At 61.1% G+C, this 18,683-nt stretch carries 18 protein-coding genes; 7 read left to right on the top strand and 11 right to left on the bottom strand.

Annotated features, from left to right (window positions below):
• Positions 1-37 precede the first annotated feature (37 nt).
• The 5 genes from G5S37_RS02730 (at position 38) to G5S37_RS02710 (ending at position 2,999) form a co-directional block, all read left to right on the top strand.
• Complete coding sequence (locus tag G5S37_RS02730) at positions 38-541, top strand: hypothetical protein (RefSeq protein WP_165200559.1); 504 nt, start codon at positions 38-40, stop codon at positions 539-541.
• Between the two features lie 40 nt (positions 542-581).
• Positions 582-1,094 carry a preQ(1) synthase gene (gene queF, locus G5S37_RS02725; RefSeq protein WP_165200556.1) on the top strand — a complete coding sequence of 171 codons (513 nt, stop codon included), beginning with the start codon at positions 582-584 and terminating at the stop codon, positions 1,092-1,094.
• Between the two features lie 100 nt (positions 1,095-1,194).
• Positions 1,195-1,878 carry a 7-cyano-7-deazaguanine synthase QueC gene (queC, locus tag G5S37_RS02720; RefSeq protein ID WP_165200553.1) on the top strand — a complete coding sequence of 228 codons (684 nt, stop codon included), beginning with the start codon at positions 1,195-1,197 and terminating at the stop codon, positions 1,876-1,878.
• A 136-nt stretch (positions 1,879-2,014) separates the two neighbouring features.
• Positions 2,015-2,548, top strand: coding sequence for a rhodanese-like domain-containing protein (locus tag G5S37_RS02715; RefSeq protein WP_165200550.1), 534 nt, complete (start codon positions 2,015-2,017; stop codon positions 2,546-2,548).
• A 16-nt stretch (positions 2,549-2,564) separates the two neighbouring features.
• On the top strand, positions 2,565-2,999 hold the full coding sequence (locus G5S37_RS02710) for a hypothetical protein (RefSeq protein ID WP_165200547.1): 435 nt from the start codon (positions 2,565-2,567) through the stop codon (positions 2,997-2,999).
• A gap of 44 nt (positions 3,000-3,043) precedes the next feature.
• Here the strand turns inward: G5S37_RS02710 and G5S37_RS02705 are convergent, their stop codons facing one another.
• The 5 genes from G5S37_RS02705 to G5S37_RS02685 all read right to left on the bottom strand — a co-directional run bounded on the left by G5S37_RS02705 (position 3,044) and on the right by G5S37_RS02685 (position 10,747).
• Positions 3,044-3,712, bottom strand: a complete 669-nt coding sequence (locus G5S37_RS02705) for a septal ring lytic transglycosylase RlpA family protein (RefSeq protein ID WP_206026282.1) — start codon at positions 3,710-3,712, stop codon at positions 3,044-3,046.
• Between the two features lie 214 nt (positions 3,713-3,926).
• Positions 3,927-5,423, bottom strand: coding sequence for an MFS transporter (locus G5S37_RS02700; RefSeq protein ID WP_165200544.1), 1,497 nt, complete (start codon positions 5,421-5,423; stop codon positions 3,927-3,929).
• Between the two features lie 76 nt (positions 5,424-5,499).
• Complete coding sequence (locus G5S37_RS02695) at positions 5,500-6,414, bottom strand: sugar phosphate isomerase/epimerase family protein (protein ID WP_165200541.1); 915 nt, start codon at positions 6,412-6,414, stop codon at positions 5,500-5,502.
• The gene (locus tag G5S37_RS02690) at positions 6,411-9,179 is read right to left on the bottom strand and encodes a glycosyltransferase family 4 protein (RefSeq protein WP_165200538.1); all 2,769 of its coding nucleotides are present in this window, start codon (positions 9,177-9,179) and stop codon (positions 6,411-6,413) included. The genes G5S37_RS02695 and G5S37_RS02690 overlap by 4 nt, the downstream gene beginning before the upstream one ends.
• Before the next feature lie 38 nt (positions 9,180-9,217).
• A complete protein-coding gene (locus G5S37_RS02685; protein WP_165200535.1) occupies positions 9,218-10,747 on the bottom strand; it encodes an SUMF1/EgtB/PvdO family nonheme iron enzyme in 1,530 nt (509 codons plus the stop codon).
• A 91-nt stretch (positions 10,748-10,838) separates the two neighbouring features.
• Here G5S37_RS02685 and G5S37_RS02680 point away from each other — a divergent pair, with 91 nt between their 5' ends.
• Positions 10,839-11,288: a hypothetical protein gene (locus G5S37_RS02680; protein WP_165200532.1), complete on the top strand. Its 450-nt coding sequence runs from the start codon at positions 10,839-10,841 to the stop codon at positions 11,286-11,288.
• 39 nt (positions 11,289-11,327) lie between these two features.
• Positions 11,328-12,551, top strand: a complete 1,224-nt coding sequence (locus tag G5S37_RS02675; RefSeq protein ID WP_165200529.1) for an alpha/beta hydrolase — start codon at positions 11,328-11,330, stop codon at positions 12,549-12,551.
• Between the two features lie 134 nt (positions 12,552-12,685).
• Here G5S37_RS02675 and thiH read toward each other — a convergent pair whose 3' ends face one another.
• From thiH to G5S37_RS02645, 6 genes are all read right to left on the bottom strand, one after another.
• Positions 12,686-13,807, bottom strand: a complete 1,122-nt coding sequence (thiH, locus tag G5S37_RS02670; RefSeq protein WP_165200526.1) for a 2-iminoacetate synthase ThiH — start codon at positions 13,805-13,807, stop codon at positions 12,686-12,688.
• A 41-nt stretch (positions 13,808-13,848) separates the two neighbouring features.
• Positions 13,849-14,919, bottom strand: a complete 1,071-nt coding sequence (locus G5S37_RS02665; RefSeq protein ID WP_165200523.1) for a prephenate dehydratase domain-containing protein — start codon at positions 14,917-14,919, stop codon at positions 13,849-13,851.
• A gap of 5 nt (positions 14,920-14,924) precedes the next feature.
• Positions 14,925-16,223, bottom strand: a complete 1,299-nt coding sequence (tyrS, locus tag G5S37_RS02660) for a tyrosine--tRNA ligase (RefSeq protein ID WP_165200520.1) — start codon at positions 16,221-16,223, stop codon at positions 14,925-14,927.
• A gap of 189 nt (positions 16,224-16,412) precedes the next feature.
• Entirely contained in the window at positions 16,413-17,303 is an 891-nt protein-coding gene (locus G5S37_RS02655) for an MBL fold metallo-hydrolase (RefSeq protein WP_165200517.1), read from the bottom strand.
• On the bottom strand, positions 17,284-17,661 hold the full coding sequence (locus tag G5S37_RS02650; protein ID WP_165200514.1) for a hypothetical protein: 378 nt from the start codon (positions 17,659-17,661) through the stop codon (positions 17,284-17,286). Before G5S37_RS02650 ends, G5S37_RS02655 begins: the two co-directional genes overlap by 20 nt.
• Before the next feature lie 21 nt (positions 17,662-17,682).
• The gene (locus tag G5S37_RS02645) at positions 17,683-18,642 is read right to left on the bottom strand and encodes a thiamine pyrophosphate-dependent enzyme (protein WP_240914787.1); all 960 of its coding nucleotides are present in this window, start codon (positions 18,640-18,642) and stop codon (positions 17,683-17,685) included.
• Positions 18,643-18,683 lie beyond the last annotated feature (41 nt).

The following is an 18,683-nucleotide window of genomic DNA, read 5'->3' as shown; positions in this document are numbered from 1 at the left end:
GGCGGACACGCCGCCAGAACAACACCCGGAGGTTGCCATGAAACTTCCAATTACCTGCCTCACCTGGGTGGCGGTGGCATGGGGTGCCTTGATGTTGGGCTTATCCAGTTGCAGCTCGACGACGACGCCTCATGCGGAAGCAAGCGCCCACTCCGGCTTCTTCCCTCCCCTCATCTATCCCATCGGCGAGCGGCGCCCCTATTGGAAGGCTGGTCTTGGCACACGACGGCTGGAATCCGTCAGCCATGTGCGCCGGTTGGACGATGGCTCACGCGTCTACACCATCACCTGTGAGTCCCAACCTCCGCTCTACCTCTGGGACCGCATCAGCAAGCAATACAACAGTCCGGCCGTCGCCAGCCAGTACTCCAACTTCTGGACCTACGCGACGCTCGACATCGAGAACCTCGCCTTCCTAGAGAACATCCACACGCAGCTCCTGAAAATTCTGCCCAAACCTCACAGTCCAGAACTCGACAAGCTCATCCGGAAACTCTCGGATGCCATCCACGATGCGCGACGCCCGTCAGATGCAATCTAAGTACCATTGCAGAATTCCCCTCCCTGCGGCATCATGAGCCATGGCTAAAGACAAAGGCAAAGACAAGAAGAAGGACAAGAGCAAGGCTCCCGCCCCAGCGGCGACCAAAGCTGCCCCGCTGACCCTGCTCGGTCACTCCGAGAACCGGCTCCCCACGTCTCCTGACGAAGCGACGTTGGAAGTATTCCCAAACCGCACGCCGGGCCGCAACTACCGCATCAATCTCAGCGCGCCTGAGTTCTCCTCGCTCTGCCCCGTAACCGGCCAGCCGGACTCGGCACATCTGGAGATTGTGTATGTGCCTGACAAGCTCTGCATCGAGACCAAGTCCTTCAAATTCTACCTGGCCTCCTACCGCAACTTCCCCGCCTTCAACGAAGTGATCGTGAACCGCATTCTCGATGACCTCGTGAAAGCCTGTGCGCCCAAGCAAATGCACATCCGTGGCGACTTCGGCGCCCGAGGCGGCATCTCGCTCTCCTGCGAAGCCAAGTTCCCAGACTGGCCGGATGAGGAAGAGGCGATCTGTGAAGGTGGGTGTCATCATCACTGAGAGTCATCAGTGAACGGTATTCAGTGGATCAGTACTCAGTATTTGAGAGCCTCCACCTCGTTCACAGTTCTACTGATCACTGACCTACCGCTTACTGAATATGAGCACTCTCGTCCTTCTCTCCGGCGGCATGGATTCCGTGACGGCACTCTACTGGGCCGCGAAGGAAAAGGGTGTGCTTGCGGCAGTCAGTTTCGACTACGGCTCGAAGCACAATGCGAAGGAGATTCCCATGGCGGAGTGGCATGCGGCGCAGCTCGGGGTGAAGCACGACGTTATTCACCTCGACTTCATCAACCGCCACTTCACCTCGGACCTGCTGCAGAGCGGGGGTGAGATTCCGGATGGTCACTATGAAGAGGCGAGCATGAAGCGCACCGTGGTGCCCTTTCGCAATGGCATCATGCTCTCCATCGCCTGCGGTCTGGCAGAGAGCCACGGGGCGGAGGCACTGGTGATCGCCGCGCACAGCGGGGACCACGCCATCTATCCGGATTGCCGTGAACCCTTCATGCAAGCCATGTCGGATGCGATGCGCAGTGGCACGTATGTGGGCATCCATCTGCTGCGCCCGTTCATCGATTACGACAAGGCCGAGATCGTACGGCGTGGCGTGAAACTCGGCATCGATTACGCAAAAACGTGGAGCTGCTACAAAGGCGGCGAGATCCACTGTGGTACCTGCGGCACCTGCGTAGAGCGGCGTGAGGCCTTCATCAACGCTGGCGTTCCAGACCCCACGAAGTACGTGTCGACCGAACCGCTGCCTCAGAGGCCCAAGTAAGGCAAGGAGGTTAGGGCTTCCGCCCTGACAGTGGGCGGGCCTTCCGGCCCGACCGCAATACATCCTCCCTGCTATCGTCCCGATTTTTTACAATGCCTTGACGGTAGCCTGACGCCTCATGGCGCAGGTTGGCACCATGAAGACCATCAGCTCCGTCGTAGTCATCCTGCTGATCCTCACTGCTGCGTTCCAGGCAGCGGAAAAGAAGTCACCGGCGCAGAAGGCATCTGCCATCGCGAATCCTCAGATTGACTATCCCGGTTTCCTCAAGGATGCGGACAAGGTGGGCGTACTCCGTGAAAAGCGCCGCATCACCGAGAAGCAATTCCTCGAGATGATGCAGGATCCAGACACCATTATCCTCGACGCCCGCAGCACAGAAAAATACGGCAAACTCCACATTAAGGGAGCCAAGAACCTGAGCCTGCCTGACATGACCGAGGCTGACCTGGCGAAGGTCATTCCCTCAAAGATCACTCGCGTGCTGATCTACTGCAACAACAACTTCGACAAGGCTCCGGAAGCCTTCCCCGGCAAGGGGGTGCGGCTCTCGCTGAACATTTTCACCTTCAACACGCTCTATGGCTACGGCTACACCAACGTGTATGAGCTGGGCCCATTCATCGACATCAGCAAGTCAGTCCTTCCCTTCACGGGAAAGAAGCAGTAGCGCCATACTTCACGCCATGAAGCCATTCACCTGCATTCTGTTGTTGCTGTTGCTGTTTCTGAATGGCGCCTCCTCCCTTGCCTCCGAGGAAGACCACGTCCCGTGGCAGTCTGTCGTGATCGAAGCGGAAGCAACACCGGAAACCGGTGCTGTCCGAGTCACAGCCACGGCTGACAAAGATGAACTGACCTCGCTTCGGATTCATGCCTTTGACCGCGAGGAGTCACTGGGAAAAGCAGACCTAGCCAAACTTCACGGATACCCGCTCGCCAGCATCGCCATCACGCGAGAGCCGGGCTACGAAAATATCGGAGGTTACACCGTGCATGTGCGGCTGAAACGCACGCGCTACGACGACTCCAAAAAACCGAAGACCGAAGTAATGATCGTCTCCTTGCCAAAGAAGGGCGCCATCCAGGTAATGCAGATGCCCGATGGCAACCCGGAATGAGGTTGGCCCTTGAGCCGGAATGCAGGGACGAGCACAAGGCACACCTATTTTTTCGCGAGCAGCGCTTCGACGGGTTTCTGCACCGTTTCCTTCGGCAGCACCGTCACCTCCACGGCCACCACACCAGCGCCGGTCATCCGCAGGTCCTTGGCGGCTCGTGACGAAAGATCAATGATGCGCCCTTTCACATAGGGTCCGCGATTGTTGATGCGCACCACAACCTCGCGGCCGTTGCGCATATTTTTCACCTTCACGCGGGTGCCCATGGGAAGGGTGCGATGAGCTGCCGTGAGGGAATTCTGATCATACCGCTCGCCACTGGCCGTAGGACGACCGTGAAACATGGCGCCGTAGAAAGATGCCTTGCCCTTCTGCGCCTTCAGTTTGACCGCAGCTTGCTTCGCGTCCGGCGCGGGATTTGGCTGCTGTTGATGAATCGGCGCGCTCGGTGCATTGTCCAGCGTTCGGGCGGGTGGATCCGTTGGCAGAGGCTTGGTGGAGGGCACCGGTGCGGACTCTGGCCGGAACGGCATGGACTCCTGACGGGACAGCCGGGGCGCCACCCAGAGAGCACCCAAGACGATGAACAGCACAATGATCACCTTCCAAAAGTGCCGGCGTGCCATCGCGTTCATGGGAAGCGTGGGGAAGGTGCCCGGCCTGCCCTCCCGCGAGTCCGCGGAACCATGGGGAAGTGAGGCCAGGCTGTTCATCACCCATGTATCGCAAGCCGCAATGCGTCCGGGCGGGCTGCAATAAAAATGGCGATGTGAAATGAACAAAGCCTCACGGCTATACCCCTTCAACGGGGTGGCCCGAAGAAGCGCGCGGGCAATTCAGAACGAAGCCCTTGCCCTGGATGTCACCATCTGAAGGGTTGAGCTCCCCAGAAATGACTGGGGAGCCGCCTTCTCCTCTGGCTGCCAATCAATCCGCGCCTTCGCTCTTCGGCTCCGGAAGGAAGAAGCCCACCACAAAGCTGATGACCGCAATGCTCACCGCGACAATACCCGCCGCCTTGGCCACGTGCATGGGCAGCATGGGGCCGGAGCCTGCCAGCATGGGCGCGACAAGGTTCGTGGTGACGAAGGCCATGCTGGTGCCAATCATGCGGCCACCCACGTTCGTGGCAAAACTTCCCCCGGTCCCGCGCAGGTGCAGGGGGAAGACCTTGGGCAGATACTCTCCGAAATAGCTGAACTGCGCGACGGTAAGAAGACCGCAGACAGCATAAGCCCAGAGGAAGGCCGGCCCACCCTGGTGGAAGAGCACGAAGTAGGTCACCGGCAGCACAATCAGCGCGGGGACCTGGAAGATCTTCAAAAGGGCGACGCGGCTGATGCCCCAAATCAAGAGGAGCGCGAGAAGAATTCGGCCGGCCAATCCCCCCATCTCCTGGTAGAACTGCACCTGGTCCGCCTTCTTCTTCACCACATCATTGATGGGTCTCTGCTGGGCAAAGTTGGCTTTGATCTTGGCGACAAGCTCCTTGTCCTGCGGCGAGCCCGCGGCCGTCTTACGAACTTCGTTGAGTTGATTATTGAGCGACTCTGCTTCCTTGCGAAGAGGGGCCAGTTGCTTCGATTGTTCCTTCAACTCCGGCAGGCCGGGGGTGACACGCGCGACCGTGACCTGCAACGCGCCGAATGCGATGCCATAGGCGCAGGCGGAAAGGATGGCTGTGACAATAGTCACGCGGCGCAGCTCAGGCGCGAACAACGCACCAAAGCTCGGACGCTTGAGCGTGCCCGCTGCGCGCTTGTCCTTCCACACCTGGGATTCCGGCACGAAGGGAAGTAGCAGCGCAATGGGGATGGCCGGGAGGATGCCGGTCATCAGGAGGTAACGCCACGAAGAGGGATCCGTCGCCCCAAGACCCAGCGGCAGGCCCATGTGAGGCAGGCTTGCACCATGGTTGTTGATCCACATGCTCATGGCCGTGACCAGCACGCCACCCAGCGAAGCGAATGCCTGGGTGATGCCGAGCCACTTCTCCCTCTGTTTCCGATCCTGGAAGACTTCCGCCAGCCAGGTGATGGCTGCCACAAACTCCACGCACACGCCGATGAAGGTGGTACTTCTGAAGAAGACGAACACCGGCAGCGAGGTGGCGAATGCGGCTGCGAAAGGCGAGAAGGAGTAGAGGAAGATACTCGCAGCCATCACCTTCTTGCGCCCGAACCTGTCGACCAGCCACCCGCCGAGAAGTCCAAAAACCCCACCGCACAGTGCCGAAATCCACAACAGCCGGCCCACCCAGTCTGTCACGATGGGATTGTTCTGCGGAATTTTCAGCAACTCCGCAATCGCTGGAGCCGCCACCAGCGGTGTCATCAGCAATTCATAGGTATCAAAGAGGAACCCGATGCTCGCGATGATGATGATCAACCAGTGGGTCGTGGTCAGCTTGGGAGTAGTGGACATGGGAGAATGAGAGTGATCGATAGGTACAGCCCTGAACGCGCCTTTTTGGACGCTCAATGGCAACGCGGGAGCCCTTTTACCCGAGAAGCGGCTTCAATTCCGCCAGGATCCGGGGAACGGCGACAAAGGGATCTTCCTTGTCTTCGTACTCAAGGGTGAACCAGCCTTGATAGTTGGCATCCTTGAGGATCTTGAGCACCCGGGGGACGTCGCTCGGTTCGCCTTCCTTCGCTCCCTTCGGGGTGACTTTGGTCTTCAGCTGCACGTTCACGGCGTACGGCGCGATCTTCGCCATGTCGCCGTACGGGTCTTCGGTATGGAAGTTGCCACTGTCGAAGTTGATGCCGGCCCAGGGGCTCTTCGCGGCTTTTACCATGCGGATGAGAGGATCAGGCTCGGCGACGATGCCGCCGTGGTTTTCCAGTCCGAGGAAGACGCCCTTCTTGTCTGCGAAGGCGAGGCATTCGTCGTAGCACTCCTGGCAGTTCTTCTCGGCCTCTTCCACCGTGCTGCCTTTCTGCACCGTACCGGCAAAGACGCGGATGTGCGGAGCGCCCATGATGGTGGACTTCTCGATCCAGTCCTTCACGTAGGCGATTTCCTTGTCGCGAGCTTCGCCCTTGGGGTGGGTGAAGGTATTGCCCACTGCGGTACCGGTAATATTCACGCCGCGCAGGTAGGCTTGGCGCTTCACTTCCAGCAGGTACTTCTCATCGCAATCCGGCGGGAAGAAGTAGCTCGTGAGCTCCGCGCCGGGGCAGCCCTGGTCCGCGCAGTAGTCGATGAAGTCGAGAATGTCCCAGGCCGGACCGCCAGCCTTCAGCTTGGTGTTCTCCTTGCCCTTCATCCACTTCATGTTGTCGCGGAAGGAGTAGGCGGCGAGGCCCAGCATCATGCGCGATTTCCCCTTGCGATTGATGGGTTCGAGGGCGGGCAGAGCGGAGGCGCCGAGCGTGGCGGCGGCAGTGGAAAGGAAATGGCGGCGGTTCATGGGTGCAACGAGGAGAACACAGGGAACGCCCCTGCGGCAAGCGCGCTTTCACCCACTTGCGATCCCGGTCCATCCCACAGCAGGGCCCGGTAGGCGGCCACCATGCGGTCCATGGAAAAGTGCTGCTCCACGTGCAGGCGCGCGGTGCGGCCCATGGAAGCGCAGAGGGCCAGGTCCCGGGAAACTTCCACGAGCGCGGCGGCAAAAGCGGCGGCATTCCGGGGCGGAACGAGGCGGCCCGTGACGCCATCGAGCACCTGCTCGGAGGCACCGCCCACATCCGTGGCGACCACCGGCAGGCCGGAGGCCATCGCCTCCAGGGAGGCATTCGGGCATCCCGCCGGCTCGGAAATCATGGCAAAGATGTCCAGAGAGGCGTGGAAGTCACCCAAGTCGCGGTGCTCTCCTAGCCAGCGCACGGGCAGGTCTGTGGTGGAGGCTTTCAAGGCATCTGCATAGGTCTCGCTGCCGGTTTCGGCTTCGCCTGCAATCAGCAGTTCGCAGCAGGGCAGGTCGGGAAGGGCCACGCGAAACGCTTCGATGAGATCCTCAATGCGCTTCTGAGGGCTCAGGCGTGCGGCGGTGCCGATGCGCAGAGGCTTGGATGGGTCCCGGTCGCGTGTGGGGACCTGCGGGAAGGTGATTCCATTCGGAATCGACTTCACAGGAGTGCCAAGCATGGCAGATGCCCGCGGAGCCTCAGCCGCATATTTCACCACCACCCTGGCGAGCCGGGAGCCGTACCCCTCTGCGCTGCGGTACGGCAAGGCCGCAGGCGGATTCTCGAAACAACGCTCCAGCGAGGTGTAGTACATCTCACCCGGGCTCACGTCATACACGGGCGTGTGCCACAGCGCATCGGCCAGCATGAGTTTGCACGCCGGGATGGCATTCCAGAAGCACACGCAGTGCGGAGAATGGACATTCATCTCCGCGAGGATGTCGGCTACGACTTCGGCTGTATCCACCTTCCCCACCGGACGTGGCACATGCACGGGCACGCCTTCGCGCAGGAGCTCGAGCCTGCCGGGAGTAGGGTGCTCAGGATACTCCTGAAGGAGCGCCACCCGCACAGAAATGCCCTGCCGGTGGAAGGCCGCGGTGAGGCGCTTGAGTGAGGACTGTGCGCCTCCGGTGGAGAGGTTGTTCGTGATGAACCACACTGTATCTCCACGCTGGTTGCCGGAAGCTGCACGATGCAGGAGACTGGCGGTGCGTCGAGCCATCGCGGCAGCAGAAAAATCGCGCTCCATCCCGGCACGTCCACTCTTGGGTTGGAGGAAAGCATCTACGGCAGCCTTGGCATATGCTTGTGAGGCGGCTTCCAGAGGGAGCAGTGTCACGGCCGGATTGCGCCAGGCCAGTTCAGCCGTGCCACCGGCATCTGTCGTCACCAACGGGAGGCCTGCAGCGAGACCTTCCAAGTGGGCGAGACTCAGGCCCTCATAGGCGCTGCAGGAAATCATCACATCACCTTCCGTGAATACCTCCTCCACCGCGCGTTCTCCGCGAGTGAAGATGATGGCATCGGATACACCATGCCGGAGGGACTCCTCCTCGAGTTTGGCCATGCACTCCAGCGCCTGAGGACTGCGTGAAGAGGCCTCACCCGCGAGAATGAGCCTGACTCTGCTGGCGAAACCGCGCTGGGCGAGTTCCTCTTGCGTAGCCTTCAGGATGCCCGGCAGCAGGTGGAGCCGCTTCTGGTGCCTGGGATTCGCCACGCATACCAGGGTGAGCGTTTTGTGTGTGGCCTTGCCGTTCTCCTTTCCATCACGAACAGCGAACCGCTGCGGGTCAATGCCATTCCACACGGTGCGTGTGCGCAGGTGTGGCAGCGTTTCCTTCAACTCGCGCTCGACCATCTGGGCACAGGCAATGAGCAGAGCGCAGTCGTCCTTGCGTAGACTTTGCGTGCCTTCTGGCCAGGCCTGCCGCGCGTTGTGAATGGTAAGCACGACCGGGAGGACTTTTGAGAAAAGACGTGTGTCCTCCGCATCGATGAGGTGCCCATGCAGGACATCCGCGCCGAAGTCCAAGGCCGCCGTCTCCATGGCAGAAGCGCGACGTTCGCGATTCAATCCTGACAGGTCCACCAAGGATGCAGGACGCGGCAACTCCTGACGCAGAGGTGAACCCAAGATCACCATGCGTGATGAGACTCCGTGATGTGGCAACAGGCGATTCAGCTCCCACGCGATGCGTTCCGCGCCACCGTGCTGCAGGCTGGTTACGACTTCGAGGGCGCGCAGATGCTCGTTATGACCGCAGTCGAGAGCACTCCAGTGAATGAGCCGGTGTGGCACGCGCCGCCAGCGGGTGGGAATCAGGCGCTGTGTGCGCGAGGGAGCGGGACGCGCCAGCCCCTCCAGTCCGGCCATGCGTTCCGCGAAGAGACCTGCACTGACTGCATGCTCATCGTACCATTCGCACAGGCACGGTGGAAGCTGCAGCGCATGGGAGAAATCACCGCCATGCGTCCGGAAGAACGGCTGCCAGGCTTCGCGGTGATGGCCTGCGGCAGGAAATCCAAACGCCACCAGAGGCTTGCCTGTGCCACTGGCCGGAGGCGGTGCAAACCTCAACGGATGCCGCAGCCACGCACCGGCACGAATCAGCAACGTAGCCCCCGCATCATGCGGCATCGTGCCTGCACTGCCATCCACTTGCGAGATATGCTCGAATCCCGCAGCTCGCAGACTTCGTCGAGTGCGCTCCAGAAGCCACGGCCTGCGTGGTTCAGCGGCGAAAATCAGGGCGCGCATCACAGAAGACGGCGGTGCAGTCTTGATCCAAGGCAAGGCTAGTAAGCCGACGGATAGCGCGGAGGCCGATTGTCATCATCCAGGCGGTTGTCTGGAGACGAAGATGAAGAGCCTCCGGTGAACACATCATCCATGGGTACACCACCGGCACTGACCACGCGCACGCTTTCCGGGCGCACACCCGTATAGACGAAGTGCCCCTCAGGTCCCGGCTGGTAGCTTATTGTACCGCGAGCTTCCATGCCGCCCCTCGGGCGGAAGAGGTAGTCAATGTCCGTATTAGGCAGCACATCGAGCAGCATCCAGAAGCCGTCATCTACAATGCGCAGCTTGGGCATGCCACGCATCACGGAGGGTTTGCTCAGCGCATCGGCCATGGCCTTGGCAGTGGTGCCGGCGGCACCGTACGCCGCCGCTGACTTGGCGCTGGCAGTGGTCTTCTTCACAATGAAATAGATCAGGCCACCCAGAATCGCGAGGGGGAAACCGAGGCAGCAGACGAAGCCGATCAAGGCGTCCACCCAGGTACCGGGCTTCTCGGGGGCTGAGCCGGCATGACCTCCATCTGGCGCCGAAGGAGACGGCGTGCCAGGACTCGAATCGGGAGATGTGGAGGCACTCGGTTGCGAACGCGGCAGCAGAGGAGCGTCCGACGCTGGAGCAGCCACCGGCGTCACCACGGTCGCAGCTACGATGCGAAAGCCGATGTCCGCATTGCGGCTCTGGGGGTCGGCGCGGAAACGTGCGGCGCTGCGGGTGTTCTTCGCGTCGCGATTCCACGAGCCGCCACGCAGCACCCGGCGTGGTTTGTCCGAGAGGTTCTGATTGGTTTGAAGGGGATCGGTCAGCGGACCATTTTCATAGGGCGCGTACCAGTCCTGGCACCATTCGGCCACATTCCCGCCGATGTGCAGTCCCCAGCCGTTTGCCTTCGTGGACGCTGCAGGGTGCGTGGCATTCCCGGCGTTCCCTTTGTGCCAGGCCACCTCGTTGCTGGCAGCAGGGTCATCACTCTCCGAGTGCCATGCCGTGGTGGCGCCGGCACGGCAGGCATATTCCCATTGGGTCTCGGTGGGCAGGCTGATCTTGCGACCGGTTTTCTTCGTCAGCCATTTGCAGAAGGCTTCCGCGTCCGGGTACGTGATGATGGTCACCGGGTGGCTGCCATCCTGGGGGAAGCCGGGATTCCGCCAGGTGAATTCCTTTCGCTGCGTGAGCGCTTTGCCATCCCAGCCAAAGCCACCGCTCGGCCCGCTTTCTGCCTCGGTGCGGTAACCCGTTTCCGCAGCGAAGCGCTCCCACTGGGCACGCGTCACGGCGGTCTTGCCGATGTAGTACTCCTTGGAGAGATGGACGAAACGCTGGGCTTCGTCTGCGCCGCGCTCCGGTTCGCTTGCGGGTGAGCCTTGCATGAAGCCGCCCGTAGGGATGAGCACGAGGTCCAGTTTCACACCGCTGCCGAGGTCCAGCGCCAGCGTGGCATCCGCGGCGCGTAGCACCGGAGATTGGGTGAACAACAAGACGGCCGTGAGAAGTCCAATTCCCGGGAACAGGCGGAGGGTGCTCATGCGCGCGACGCTAGCGCTCCCGGCCCTCCTGCCAAGCGAAGATGTTGTGCGGCAGGCTTGCCAGTGCCGGGGCGTTTTGGTGAGATGCGGCATGCGTGCCCTCGTCCTTCTGACTCTTGCTGCTGTCCTCACGGCCTGCGCCTCCACGCAACGTCACGCGGACGTGAACCAGCGCGAGGCCTCTTACAAGCAGACGCTCGGCGTGCTGGGGAAAGGCGCGACCCGTGCGCAGCTGGAACGCGCCTTCCCGAAAATGCGCCGTATCACGCCTGAGCATGGGCCGGGAGACGACTCAGCACTTACCGGCGTGGAGAGATTCCGGTTGGACCCGTATTTCCAGCTCGAGGTGAAGTTCATGTACGCGGCGCCCTACCGTATTGCGGCGGGTGCCACGCGCCTGGGGGCTCAGGGAGCGGCGGGGGAAGGGCCGTCGGCCTGGGAAATTTTCAAGTATGTGCGCGAGACGTCGCGAGGAGCTTACTCGGAGTCGCCGTATGATGAGGTGCTTTCATCACGTGTTCTTCGTGTCTCCTCGTACTAAGCGGGACCACGGTTCTCTTTTCCCAGTTCAACACCTCGTATGCATCTCCCACCTCTTCGTCGTCTCCTCATCGCAGCTTGCGCCATCTCGTTCGCGGCAGGTTCACTGATCGCAGCGCCTGAAACCATCAAACTATGGCCGGAAGGCGCGCCTGGATCGAAAGGCGAACGTCCCGAGGATACCCCGCGCGTGGACGTGTACCTGCCCACGGCTCCTTCCTGTGGTGCTGGCGTGGTGGTGCTGCCGGGTGGTGGGTATGGCGGGCTGGCGGCGGATCACGAGGGCAAGCAGATCGCGCAGTATTTCAACCGGCTCGGTGTCACGGCGTTCGTCTGTTTCTACCGGCTGGGTTCGCAGGGTTATCACCATCCCATCGAGATGAATGATGCCAAGCGTGCCGTGCGCTGGGCGCGGGCAAACGCGGAGAAGTACAAGATCGATGCGAACCGCCTTGGCCTCATTGGCTTCAGCGCGGGCGGTCACCTGGCCAGCACGGTGGGTACGCTCTTCGACAGCGGAGATCCGAATGCCAAGGACCCCATCGACAAGCAGAGCTCCCGTCCAGACTTCCTGATGCTCTGCTACCCGGTCATCTCCATGTCGGATGACTTCATGCATCGCGGTTCACGCAACAACCTGCTCGGTGATCAAAAGGACAATGAGGAGGTCGCGCGTGGTTTGAGCAACTACCTCAATGTGTCGGCCAACACGCCCCCCACCTTCATCTTCCAGACCGATGAAGACACCGTGGTACCCGCGGAGAATGCAGTGCAGTTCTACCTCGCCCTGCGCAAGAACAAGGTCCCCGCGGAAATGCACATCTACCAGCGCGGACCGCACGGCGTGGGCCTGCACCTGGGCGATCCCGTGCTCTCCACCTGGAGCCAGCACCTCACCGACTGGCTGCGCAACAACGGTTGGCTGAAACCCGCCAAACGCGCCGCCGTGGAAGGCACCGTAAAGATCAATGGCACTCCAGGAAATTGGGGCACGGTGGTCTTCACCTCGGAAGATCCCGCCACACCCGTCGCCTCCGCCCGACTGATGAATGGCAAGTTCCAGCTTCCCGAGCGTGACGGCGCAGTCATCGGGAAGAACAAACTCAAGGTGACCTTCAGCACGGCGAACCTCAGCAACATTGCAGACGCAAGCAACACCGGTGTGATGAGCACCACGAAAGCCACGCCCGATGCCACCGAAGACCTCACCTATGAGGTGAAGGAAGGCGCGAACAAGCTCGCGCTCGAAATCACGGTGAAGTAACGAACTGCCTGAGGGTAGCCGCAAAAAGACGCAAAAGGCTCAAAAAGGGAAGAGCATCACGAGGCGTGACTCACGCCCTCTGCTCACCTTCTTGAGCCTTTTGCGTTTCTTTGCGGCTAAAAAATCAGGCCTCTTCACGCCTGCAGGATCGCCTCGTCCCAATCCTTCCACACGGGGTCGAAACCACGGCGGGTGATGAGATCGGAGATTTCCTGCGGACTGCGATGGTCCGAAATGTCGAACTGGCCCGTAGCCTCGTCGCAGGAGGACTTCTGCTGAAGCTCCACACGACGCCCCTTCACTGTGAGGTGCAAGTCATCGCGGCCTTCACCCGTGTAGCCACCAGGTTCGGTGTGGCTGCCTGCGCTCATGGTGGTGATGCAGATGGGCAGCAGCGCATCCCGCAGCGCAGGGGACTCACGCGTGCTCAGCACGATGCCCACCTGCGGGAAGCAGAGACGGAAGGCGCAGAGGAGTTGGATGAACTTCGCGTCGTCCACAGGATACTTCGGCTCAAAGCTGCCTGCCGCGGGACGGAGGCGTGGGAAGGCGATGGTGTAGCTGGCCTTCCATCCATGGTTTTGCATGTACTCCAGATGGGCGGCGAGACCGAGCGCCTCCGTGCGCCAGTCGGCGAGCCCCAGCAGAGCACCGAGACCGATGCGACGGAAGCCTCCATGATAGCCGCGCTCGGGACACTCCAGACGCCAGTCGAAATCCTTCTTCGGTCCGGCGGTGTGGTATTCATTGTAAGCAGCGCGGTCGTACGTTTCCTGATACACCACGAGGCCTTCAGAGCCTGCGTGCACCATGCGTTCGTACTCCGGCTGCTCCATGGGACCGACCTCAATGCCCACGGTGGGGATGAAGGGCTTGATGGCGCGAATGCATTCCTCAAGGTAGCCGTTCGAAACAAACTTGGGATGCTCACCCGCTACCAGTAGGATGTGCCGGAAGCCTTGAGCCTCCAGGTGCTTCGCTTCCTTGATCACCTGATCCACATTCAGCGTGACACGGAAGATGGGATTGTCCCGCGAGAAGCCGCAGTAGGCGCAATTGTTCACGCACTCATTGGAGAGGTAAAGCGGGGCGAAGAGCCGCATGGTCTTGCCAAAGTACGACCGCGTGAGCGCCGCCGCCTCAGCGGCCATGGCTTCAAGTTGCTTGGGCGTCTTGGGTTCCAGCAATGCCAGCAGTTTGCGGAGCAGGGGTGACTTCTGCTCGGGCAGGACATTGAACGTATCGACAAAGGACATGGATGACTGACTGGCTAGAGCGGAGAGCGTGGGGATTCAGCTTAATCGCCCCACTTCATCTCCTTGGGATAATAACGATCGCGGAAGGCGCGCTGATGCTCCGGGTGTTGCTTCAGCAGCTCGGTGTTCGGGAAGGAACCCAGCCACACACACGAGGGTGGGCTGTCCGGTCGCTGTGGGTAGGTGGCATTGATGCCCTCCAGCACGGCGCGCACTGCTTCATCATGGATGTGACCCTCCACCTCCACGAAGAACATGTATTCGAAATCACGCTCCACCCGCGGGAAGGGATAGATGATGGAGAGGAAAATATTCTGCTGACGGATGATGCCCAGCGCCTCGTGCAAGGTGCCCGTTTCATTGGGCAGGTTGAACAGAAAGCAGGTCTTGTTCAGCGTGTGCTCCGCACCATTGAGCTTTGCCGTGCCCAGCTCCTTCAAGTGGCGCTCATCACCCAGAATCCAGAAGCGGGTGAAGCCATTGGCATAGTCCGAGAGACGCTCCGTCTGCTCCAGGCCAAGCTGGTGGTCGCGCTCCAGCACCGCGAGATCCACGGCCCTCAGGCGATCGCTGTACACATCCAGCGCTTCACGGGAGGCGATGGCACCGATGGTGGGATCATTCGCGGCTTCCACGGTCGCAGCTCCCGTACTCTCCGCCTGTTCCACGCGGATGTTCAGGTGGTCCTTGAGACGTTGCAATACCTTCGAGCACTGGCGCACGGCGCTGTGGTGGCTGCGAATCGCCTCCACACCATCGAGCGTGCCGCTCTGGGTCATGAGGAAATGCTGGATGGGCAGAAGCTCCTCCCACACCACCCACGTGCGACGCGTCTGGTTCCCCTCGAAGAGGCGCTCCAGATCCTTCACACACTCCACGATGATGCCATCGAGGGTGTTCTCGATGGCAATGACCCCGAAATCGATGTCTCCCCTCGCCTGCGCCGCGATGACTTCCGCGTGCGAAGCGAAGGGCACCGGCGTGAAAGCATCCATGCCATCGATGCGTCCGGCGTGATGCGCAGCGAAGCGCGTGGCAGCCGTGTACCCGTTGGTGAGACGGGCAGGCCTGAGGAATCCGATGCGCTTGGGCTTGGGAGTGGACTCGCTCATGCAGACTAGAGGGTGAGCAGCGCGTAGTTACGCTTGCCCTTGCGCAGCATGAGGTAGCGTCCGTGCAGCGTCGAGTCCTTGGTCACCTTTTGCGTGGCGGACGCGGCGCGCTCGCCGTTGAGATACACCCCGCCGGCTTCGATGTCCTTGCGGGCCTGTCCCTTGCTCGTGGAGAGTCCGGCAGCCACCAGCGCATCCACCAAGGTCAAGCCTTCACCGCCGAGCTGGTCCGCCGTGAGTTTCGCCGTGGGGACTTCCTCGCTCAAGATATCCAGCGTGGACTCCGAGATACCATCGACCGAGCCGCCGAAGAGGATCTCGCTCGCGCGGATCGCATCGTTCGCGGCAGTATCGCCATGGATCAGCGTGGTGATGGACTGCGCCAGCGCCTGATGCGCGCGACGTCCACCGGGGTTGTCCACATGAGACTGTTCCAGGTCCGTGATCTCATCATGCGGCAGGAAGGTGAAGAACTTCAGGTACTTCACCACGTCGCGGTCATCCGTGTTGATCCAGAACTGGTAGAACTTGTAGACGCTGGTGCGCTTCGGGTCGAGCCAGATGGCGCCACCCTCGGTCTTGCCGAACTTGGTGCCGTCCGACTTCGTGATGAGCGGAAGGGTCAGGCCATAAGCATGGCGCCCGAGCTTCTTGCGCACGAGGTCGATGCCCGTGGTGATGTTTCCCCACTGGTCGGAGCCGCCGATCTGGAGTTCGCAGTCGCACTCCTTCGCCAGGTGGTAGTAGTCGTAGGACTGGAGCAGCATGTAGCTGAACTCGGTGTAGCTGATGCCCACGTCGCGGTCCTCCATGCGGGCACGCACGCTCTCCTTGGCCACCATCTGGTTGACGGTGAAATGCTTGCCCACGTCCCGCAGGAAATCGAGGTAGGTGATGGGGCCGAACCAGTCCGCGTTGTCCATGAGGCGGGCCGGATTTGTCTTGGTCTCGAAGTCGAGCAGTTTGGCGAGTTGCGGGCGCACCGCGTCCACATTCGCCTGGATCTGCTCCTTGGTCAGAAGGGACCGCTCCGCAGACTTCCCGCTGGGGTCGCCAATAGAGCCCGTCGCCCCACCTGCCACCGCGATGGGGTGGTGCCCCGCCTTCTGGAAACGGCGCAGTGCCAGCAGGGGCACGATGTGACCCACGTGCAGGGAGTCAGCGGTGGGGTCAAATCCGCAATACAGAGTGATGGGCTTGGACGCCAGGCGCTCCGGCAAGGGGAGGATATCCGTGCGCGACTCAGGCACGCCGGTGTAATCAGCGATGAGGCCGCGGAATTTGAGGTCGTCGAGAATGTTCATGGCACCCGGCAGAGGGTCGGCAAGATGGGGGCGGGGTGACCGGGAGTCAACCGTGGGCGAAGCCAACGTAGTCCGCGAGTTCCTTCGCGGTCAGGGGGCGGGAATCCGGGAAAACCCGGAAGGAATGGCCGCAAAAGAACGCAAAAAACGCAAAGGAGGTCCTCCGTGGTGGAGCCGGGGGAGAGGCTTTTACTTGGGGGACTTCTCGCAGAAGAGCGCAATGCCGTCCGCGCACATGGCGGTGTTGTTGGCGCCTTCGTATTTGTCCCAGTCGGCGTCGCTGACACCGGCTTTAATGGCAATAGCGCGCTCGGCCTTGCCGTAGGCCTCGTGGAGAGCATCGCCTTTGAGGCCTTGGGCGAGGAGGTCTGCAATACACTCGTAGCATTGCTCCACACGGGCGGCATAGCGCGAGAGATGGCCGGCCACATCCGTGACTTCGCCGAAGTGGGTGAGGTACAGCTTGGAAAAGTTCGCGGCGTGCAGGCGCTGGAGGGAGTCACCGTAGGCCACCGGGTCGAACTGCGGAGGGGCAGCGGTCACGCTGACGTAGCTGCTGTGCGGCAACTTCATGCCGGCGACATCTCCGGTGAAGCACACGTCACCGATGGCATAGGCGTGGTGGTGCCGCGCATGGCCGGGGGTGTCGATGGCAGTGATGATGGTCTTGCCAAGCTTCACGGTGTCTCCGTCCTTCAGCGTCACCACACGCTCGGCGGGCGCGGGCAGGATGTCGCCCCAGAGCGTCTGCATGCGGTCCTGGTAGATGCGCTGGGCGCTCTCAATCAGCTTGGACGGATCCACAAGATGCGGCACCGCTTTCGGGTGCGCGTACACCGTGGCACCCTGCTGCGCCCACCAGCCCGCAGCACCCGAGTGGTCGAGGTGAATGTGGGTGACGAAGACATGCTTCACCGCTTCTGGAGCGAAACCCAGTGCGCGGATTCCTTCCAGCAGGGTCGGCAATGTGGAGCCCGGTCCGGTTTCGATGAGCGCGAGTTCCTTGCCCGTATCAATCAGGTAGGCCGCGATGATTTCGGTCTGGCCTTGGAAGTGGAGATCAAGGGTGTGGACGCGCATGCCCGACCATATGACGGCGTAGCGTTACCCATGTCCAGCGAGAAACCAAAGTGATGGCGCACACGACAAGAGGAATTGCCCAGCCAGCCGCAATCGTCAGCGAGTGGTCCACTCGACGCGAGCGGCTTTCCGGATCGAGCTGGTACTCTTCATCGAATGCCCGGTTCACGGGAATCTCAATGAAGAGATGAAAGATGATGATCACCATCCAGCAGAACCAGACGGAGAAACACAGCCGCAGGAAAATCCTGGGAATCCGCTTCGCGACGGCAGGATGAAGCATCAAGAGCGCAGGCAGCACAAGGTTCAGGAAGGCCTCAATGCATTCCGTTACCATGGCTGCCTGGTCGATGTTCATCTATGAACCATCCTCGCAGGGCTACCGCATCGACTCCAGCCTCTTCTTCATCACATCCTTCGGAGTCATCCCGTTCATCTTGGACTGGGTGTCATCGATCCACTTCTGCTCAAGGGCATTCTTCGTGGGGCGATTCACCTGGTAGTACACGCCGAATTTTCCGGGCGCGAGATTCTCCGCCATCTTGAAGGCCGCGCTCTCGTCAGTGACATCGTGCTGTGTTTCATCAATGGTCTCGAACACACCGCCCTTGCGCGGAGTGGAGTCATCGAAAGCACTGGCGTAGAACATCACGCACTCGCTCAGGCACTCGACGACACTGAAACCGTCATGCTTGATGGCGCGCTCGAAAATCGCTTCCATGTGCTTCACCTGTGCCGCGTGCGTGCGGGCAATGAAGGTGGCGCCGCTGGCGAGAAGCTGGCGCATGGGGTTGATGGGGCGGTCGATGGAGCCGGTCGGGTCGGTCTTCGACTTGAAGCCGATGGGCGAGGTGGGGCTCGTCTGCTTCTTCGTGAGGCCGTACACGAAGTTGTCCATGATGATGTAGGTCAACTTCACGTTCTTGCGCGCAGCGTGGTTCAGGTGGTTGCCACCGATGGAAAAGCCATCGCCGTCGCCACCGAAGACGAACACATGCACATCCGGACGGCTGAGGCTCACACCCGTGGCGAGCGGCAACGCACGGCCATGGATGAAGTGGATGCCGTGCGTGTTCATGAAGTACGGGAAGCGGCTGGAGCAGCCGATGCCTGCGACGCACACAATGTTCTCATGCGGGTACTGGAGCTTCTCCAGCACACGGTAGAAGATGTTCAGCACGGCGAAGTCGCCGCAGCCGGGGCACCAGGTGGGATGGTCGGCGGTGAGGGCCTTCTTCGTCAGCTTGTCCGCCACGGGAGCGGCGGGCACGGGTGCGGGTGCTGGCGTGGAAGTGGCGTCTGCTGGTGCGGTGGTGAGCACGTTGGACTCGTTGGACATGGCAGGTGAGGAAAGGGTGAGACTAAAGAGGAGCGAAAAAT

It is taken from the genome of Roseimicrobium sp. ORNL1, assembly GCF_011044495.1.
GTDB lineage: Bacteria > Verrucomicrobiota > Verrucomicrobiia > Verrucomicrobiales > Verrucomicrobiaceae > Roseimicrobium.
The sequence above is the reverse complement of the archived record's forward strand: the minus strand, read 5'-3'. Positions and strand labels throughout refer to the sequence as shown.

Coding starts and splice junctions, on each gene's coding strand:
- G5S37_RS02650 (WP_165200514.1), bottom strand. CDS start 17,661: ATGAACATCGACCAGGCAGCCATGGTAACGGAATGCATTGAGGCCTTC.
- G5S37_RS02645 (WP_240914787.1), bottom strand. CDS start 18,642: ATGTCCAACGAGTCCAACGTGCTCACCACCGCACCAGCAGACGCCACT.
- queF (WP_165200556.1), top strand. CDS start 582: ATGGCTAAAGACAAAGGCAAAGACAAGAAGAAGGACAAGAGCAAGGCT.
- tyrS (WP_165200520.1), bottom strand. CDS start 16,223: ATGAACATTCTCGACGACCTCAAATTCCGCGGCCTCATCGCTGATTAC.
- G5S37_RS02680 (WP_165200532.1), top strand. CDS start 10,839: ATGCGTGCCCTCGTCCTTCTGACTCTTGCTGCTGTCCTCACGGCCTGC.
- G5S37_RS02715 (WP_165200550.1), top strand. CDS start 2,015: ATGAAGACCATCAGCTCCGTCGTAGTCATCCTGCTGATCCTCACTGCT.
- G5S37_RS02730 (WP_165200559.1), top strand. CDS start 38: ATGAAACTTCCAATTACCTGCCTCACCTGGGTGGCGGTGGCATGGGGT.
- queC (WP_165200553.1), top strand. CDS start 1,195: ATGAGCACTCTCGTCCTTCTCTCCGGCGGCATGGATTCCGTGACGGCA.
- G5S37_RS02710 (WP_165200547.1), top strand. CDS start 2,565: ATGAAGCCATTCACCTGCATTCTGTTGTTGCTGTTGCTGTTTCTGAAT.
- G5S37_RS02665 (WP_165200523.1), bottom strand. CDS start 14,919: ATGAGCGAGTCCACTCCCAAGCCCAAGCGCATCGGATTCCTCAGGCCT.
- thiH (WP_165200526.1), bottom strand. CDS start 13,807: ATGTCCTTTGTCGATACGTTCAATGTCCTGCCCGAGCAGAAGTCACCC.
- G5S37_RS02690 (WP_165200538.1), bottom strand. CDS start 9,179: ATGCGCGCCCTGATTTTCGCCGCTGAACCACGCAGGCCGTGGCTTCTG.
- G5S37_RS02655 (WP_165200517.1), bottom strand. CDS start 17,303: ATGCGCGTCCACACCCTTGATCTCCACTTCCAAGGCCAGACCGAAATC.
- G5S37_RS02705 (WP_206026282.1), bottom strand. CDS start 3,712: ATGAACAGCCTGGCCTCACTTCCCCATGGTTCCGCGGACTCGCGGGAG.
- G5S37_RS02695 (WP_165200541.1), bottom strand. CDS start 6,414: ATGAACCGCCGCCATTTCCTTTCCACTGCCGCCGCCACGCTCGGCGCC.
- G5S37_RS02685 (WP_165200535.1), bottom strand. CDS start 10,747: ATGAGCACCCTCCGCCTGTTCCCGGGAATTGGACTTCTCACGGCCGTC.
- G5S37_RS02675 (WP_165200529.1), top strand. CDS start 11,328: ATGCATCTCCCACCTCTTCGTCGTCTCCTCATCGCAGCTTGCGCCATC.
- G5S37_RS02700 (WP_165200544.1), bottom strand. CDS start 5,423: ATGTCCACTACTCCCAAGCTGACCACGACCCACTGGTTGATCATCATC.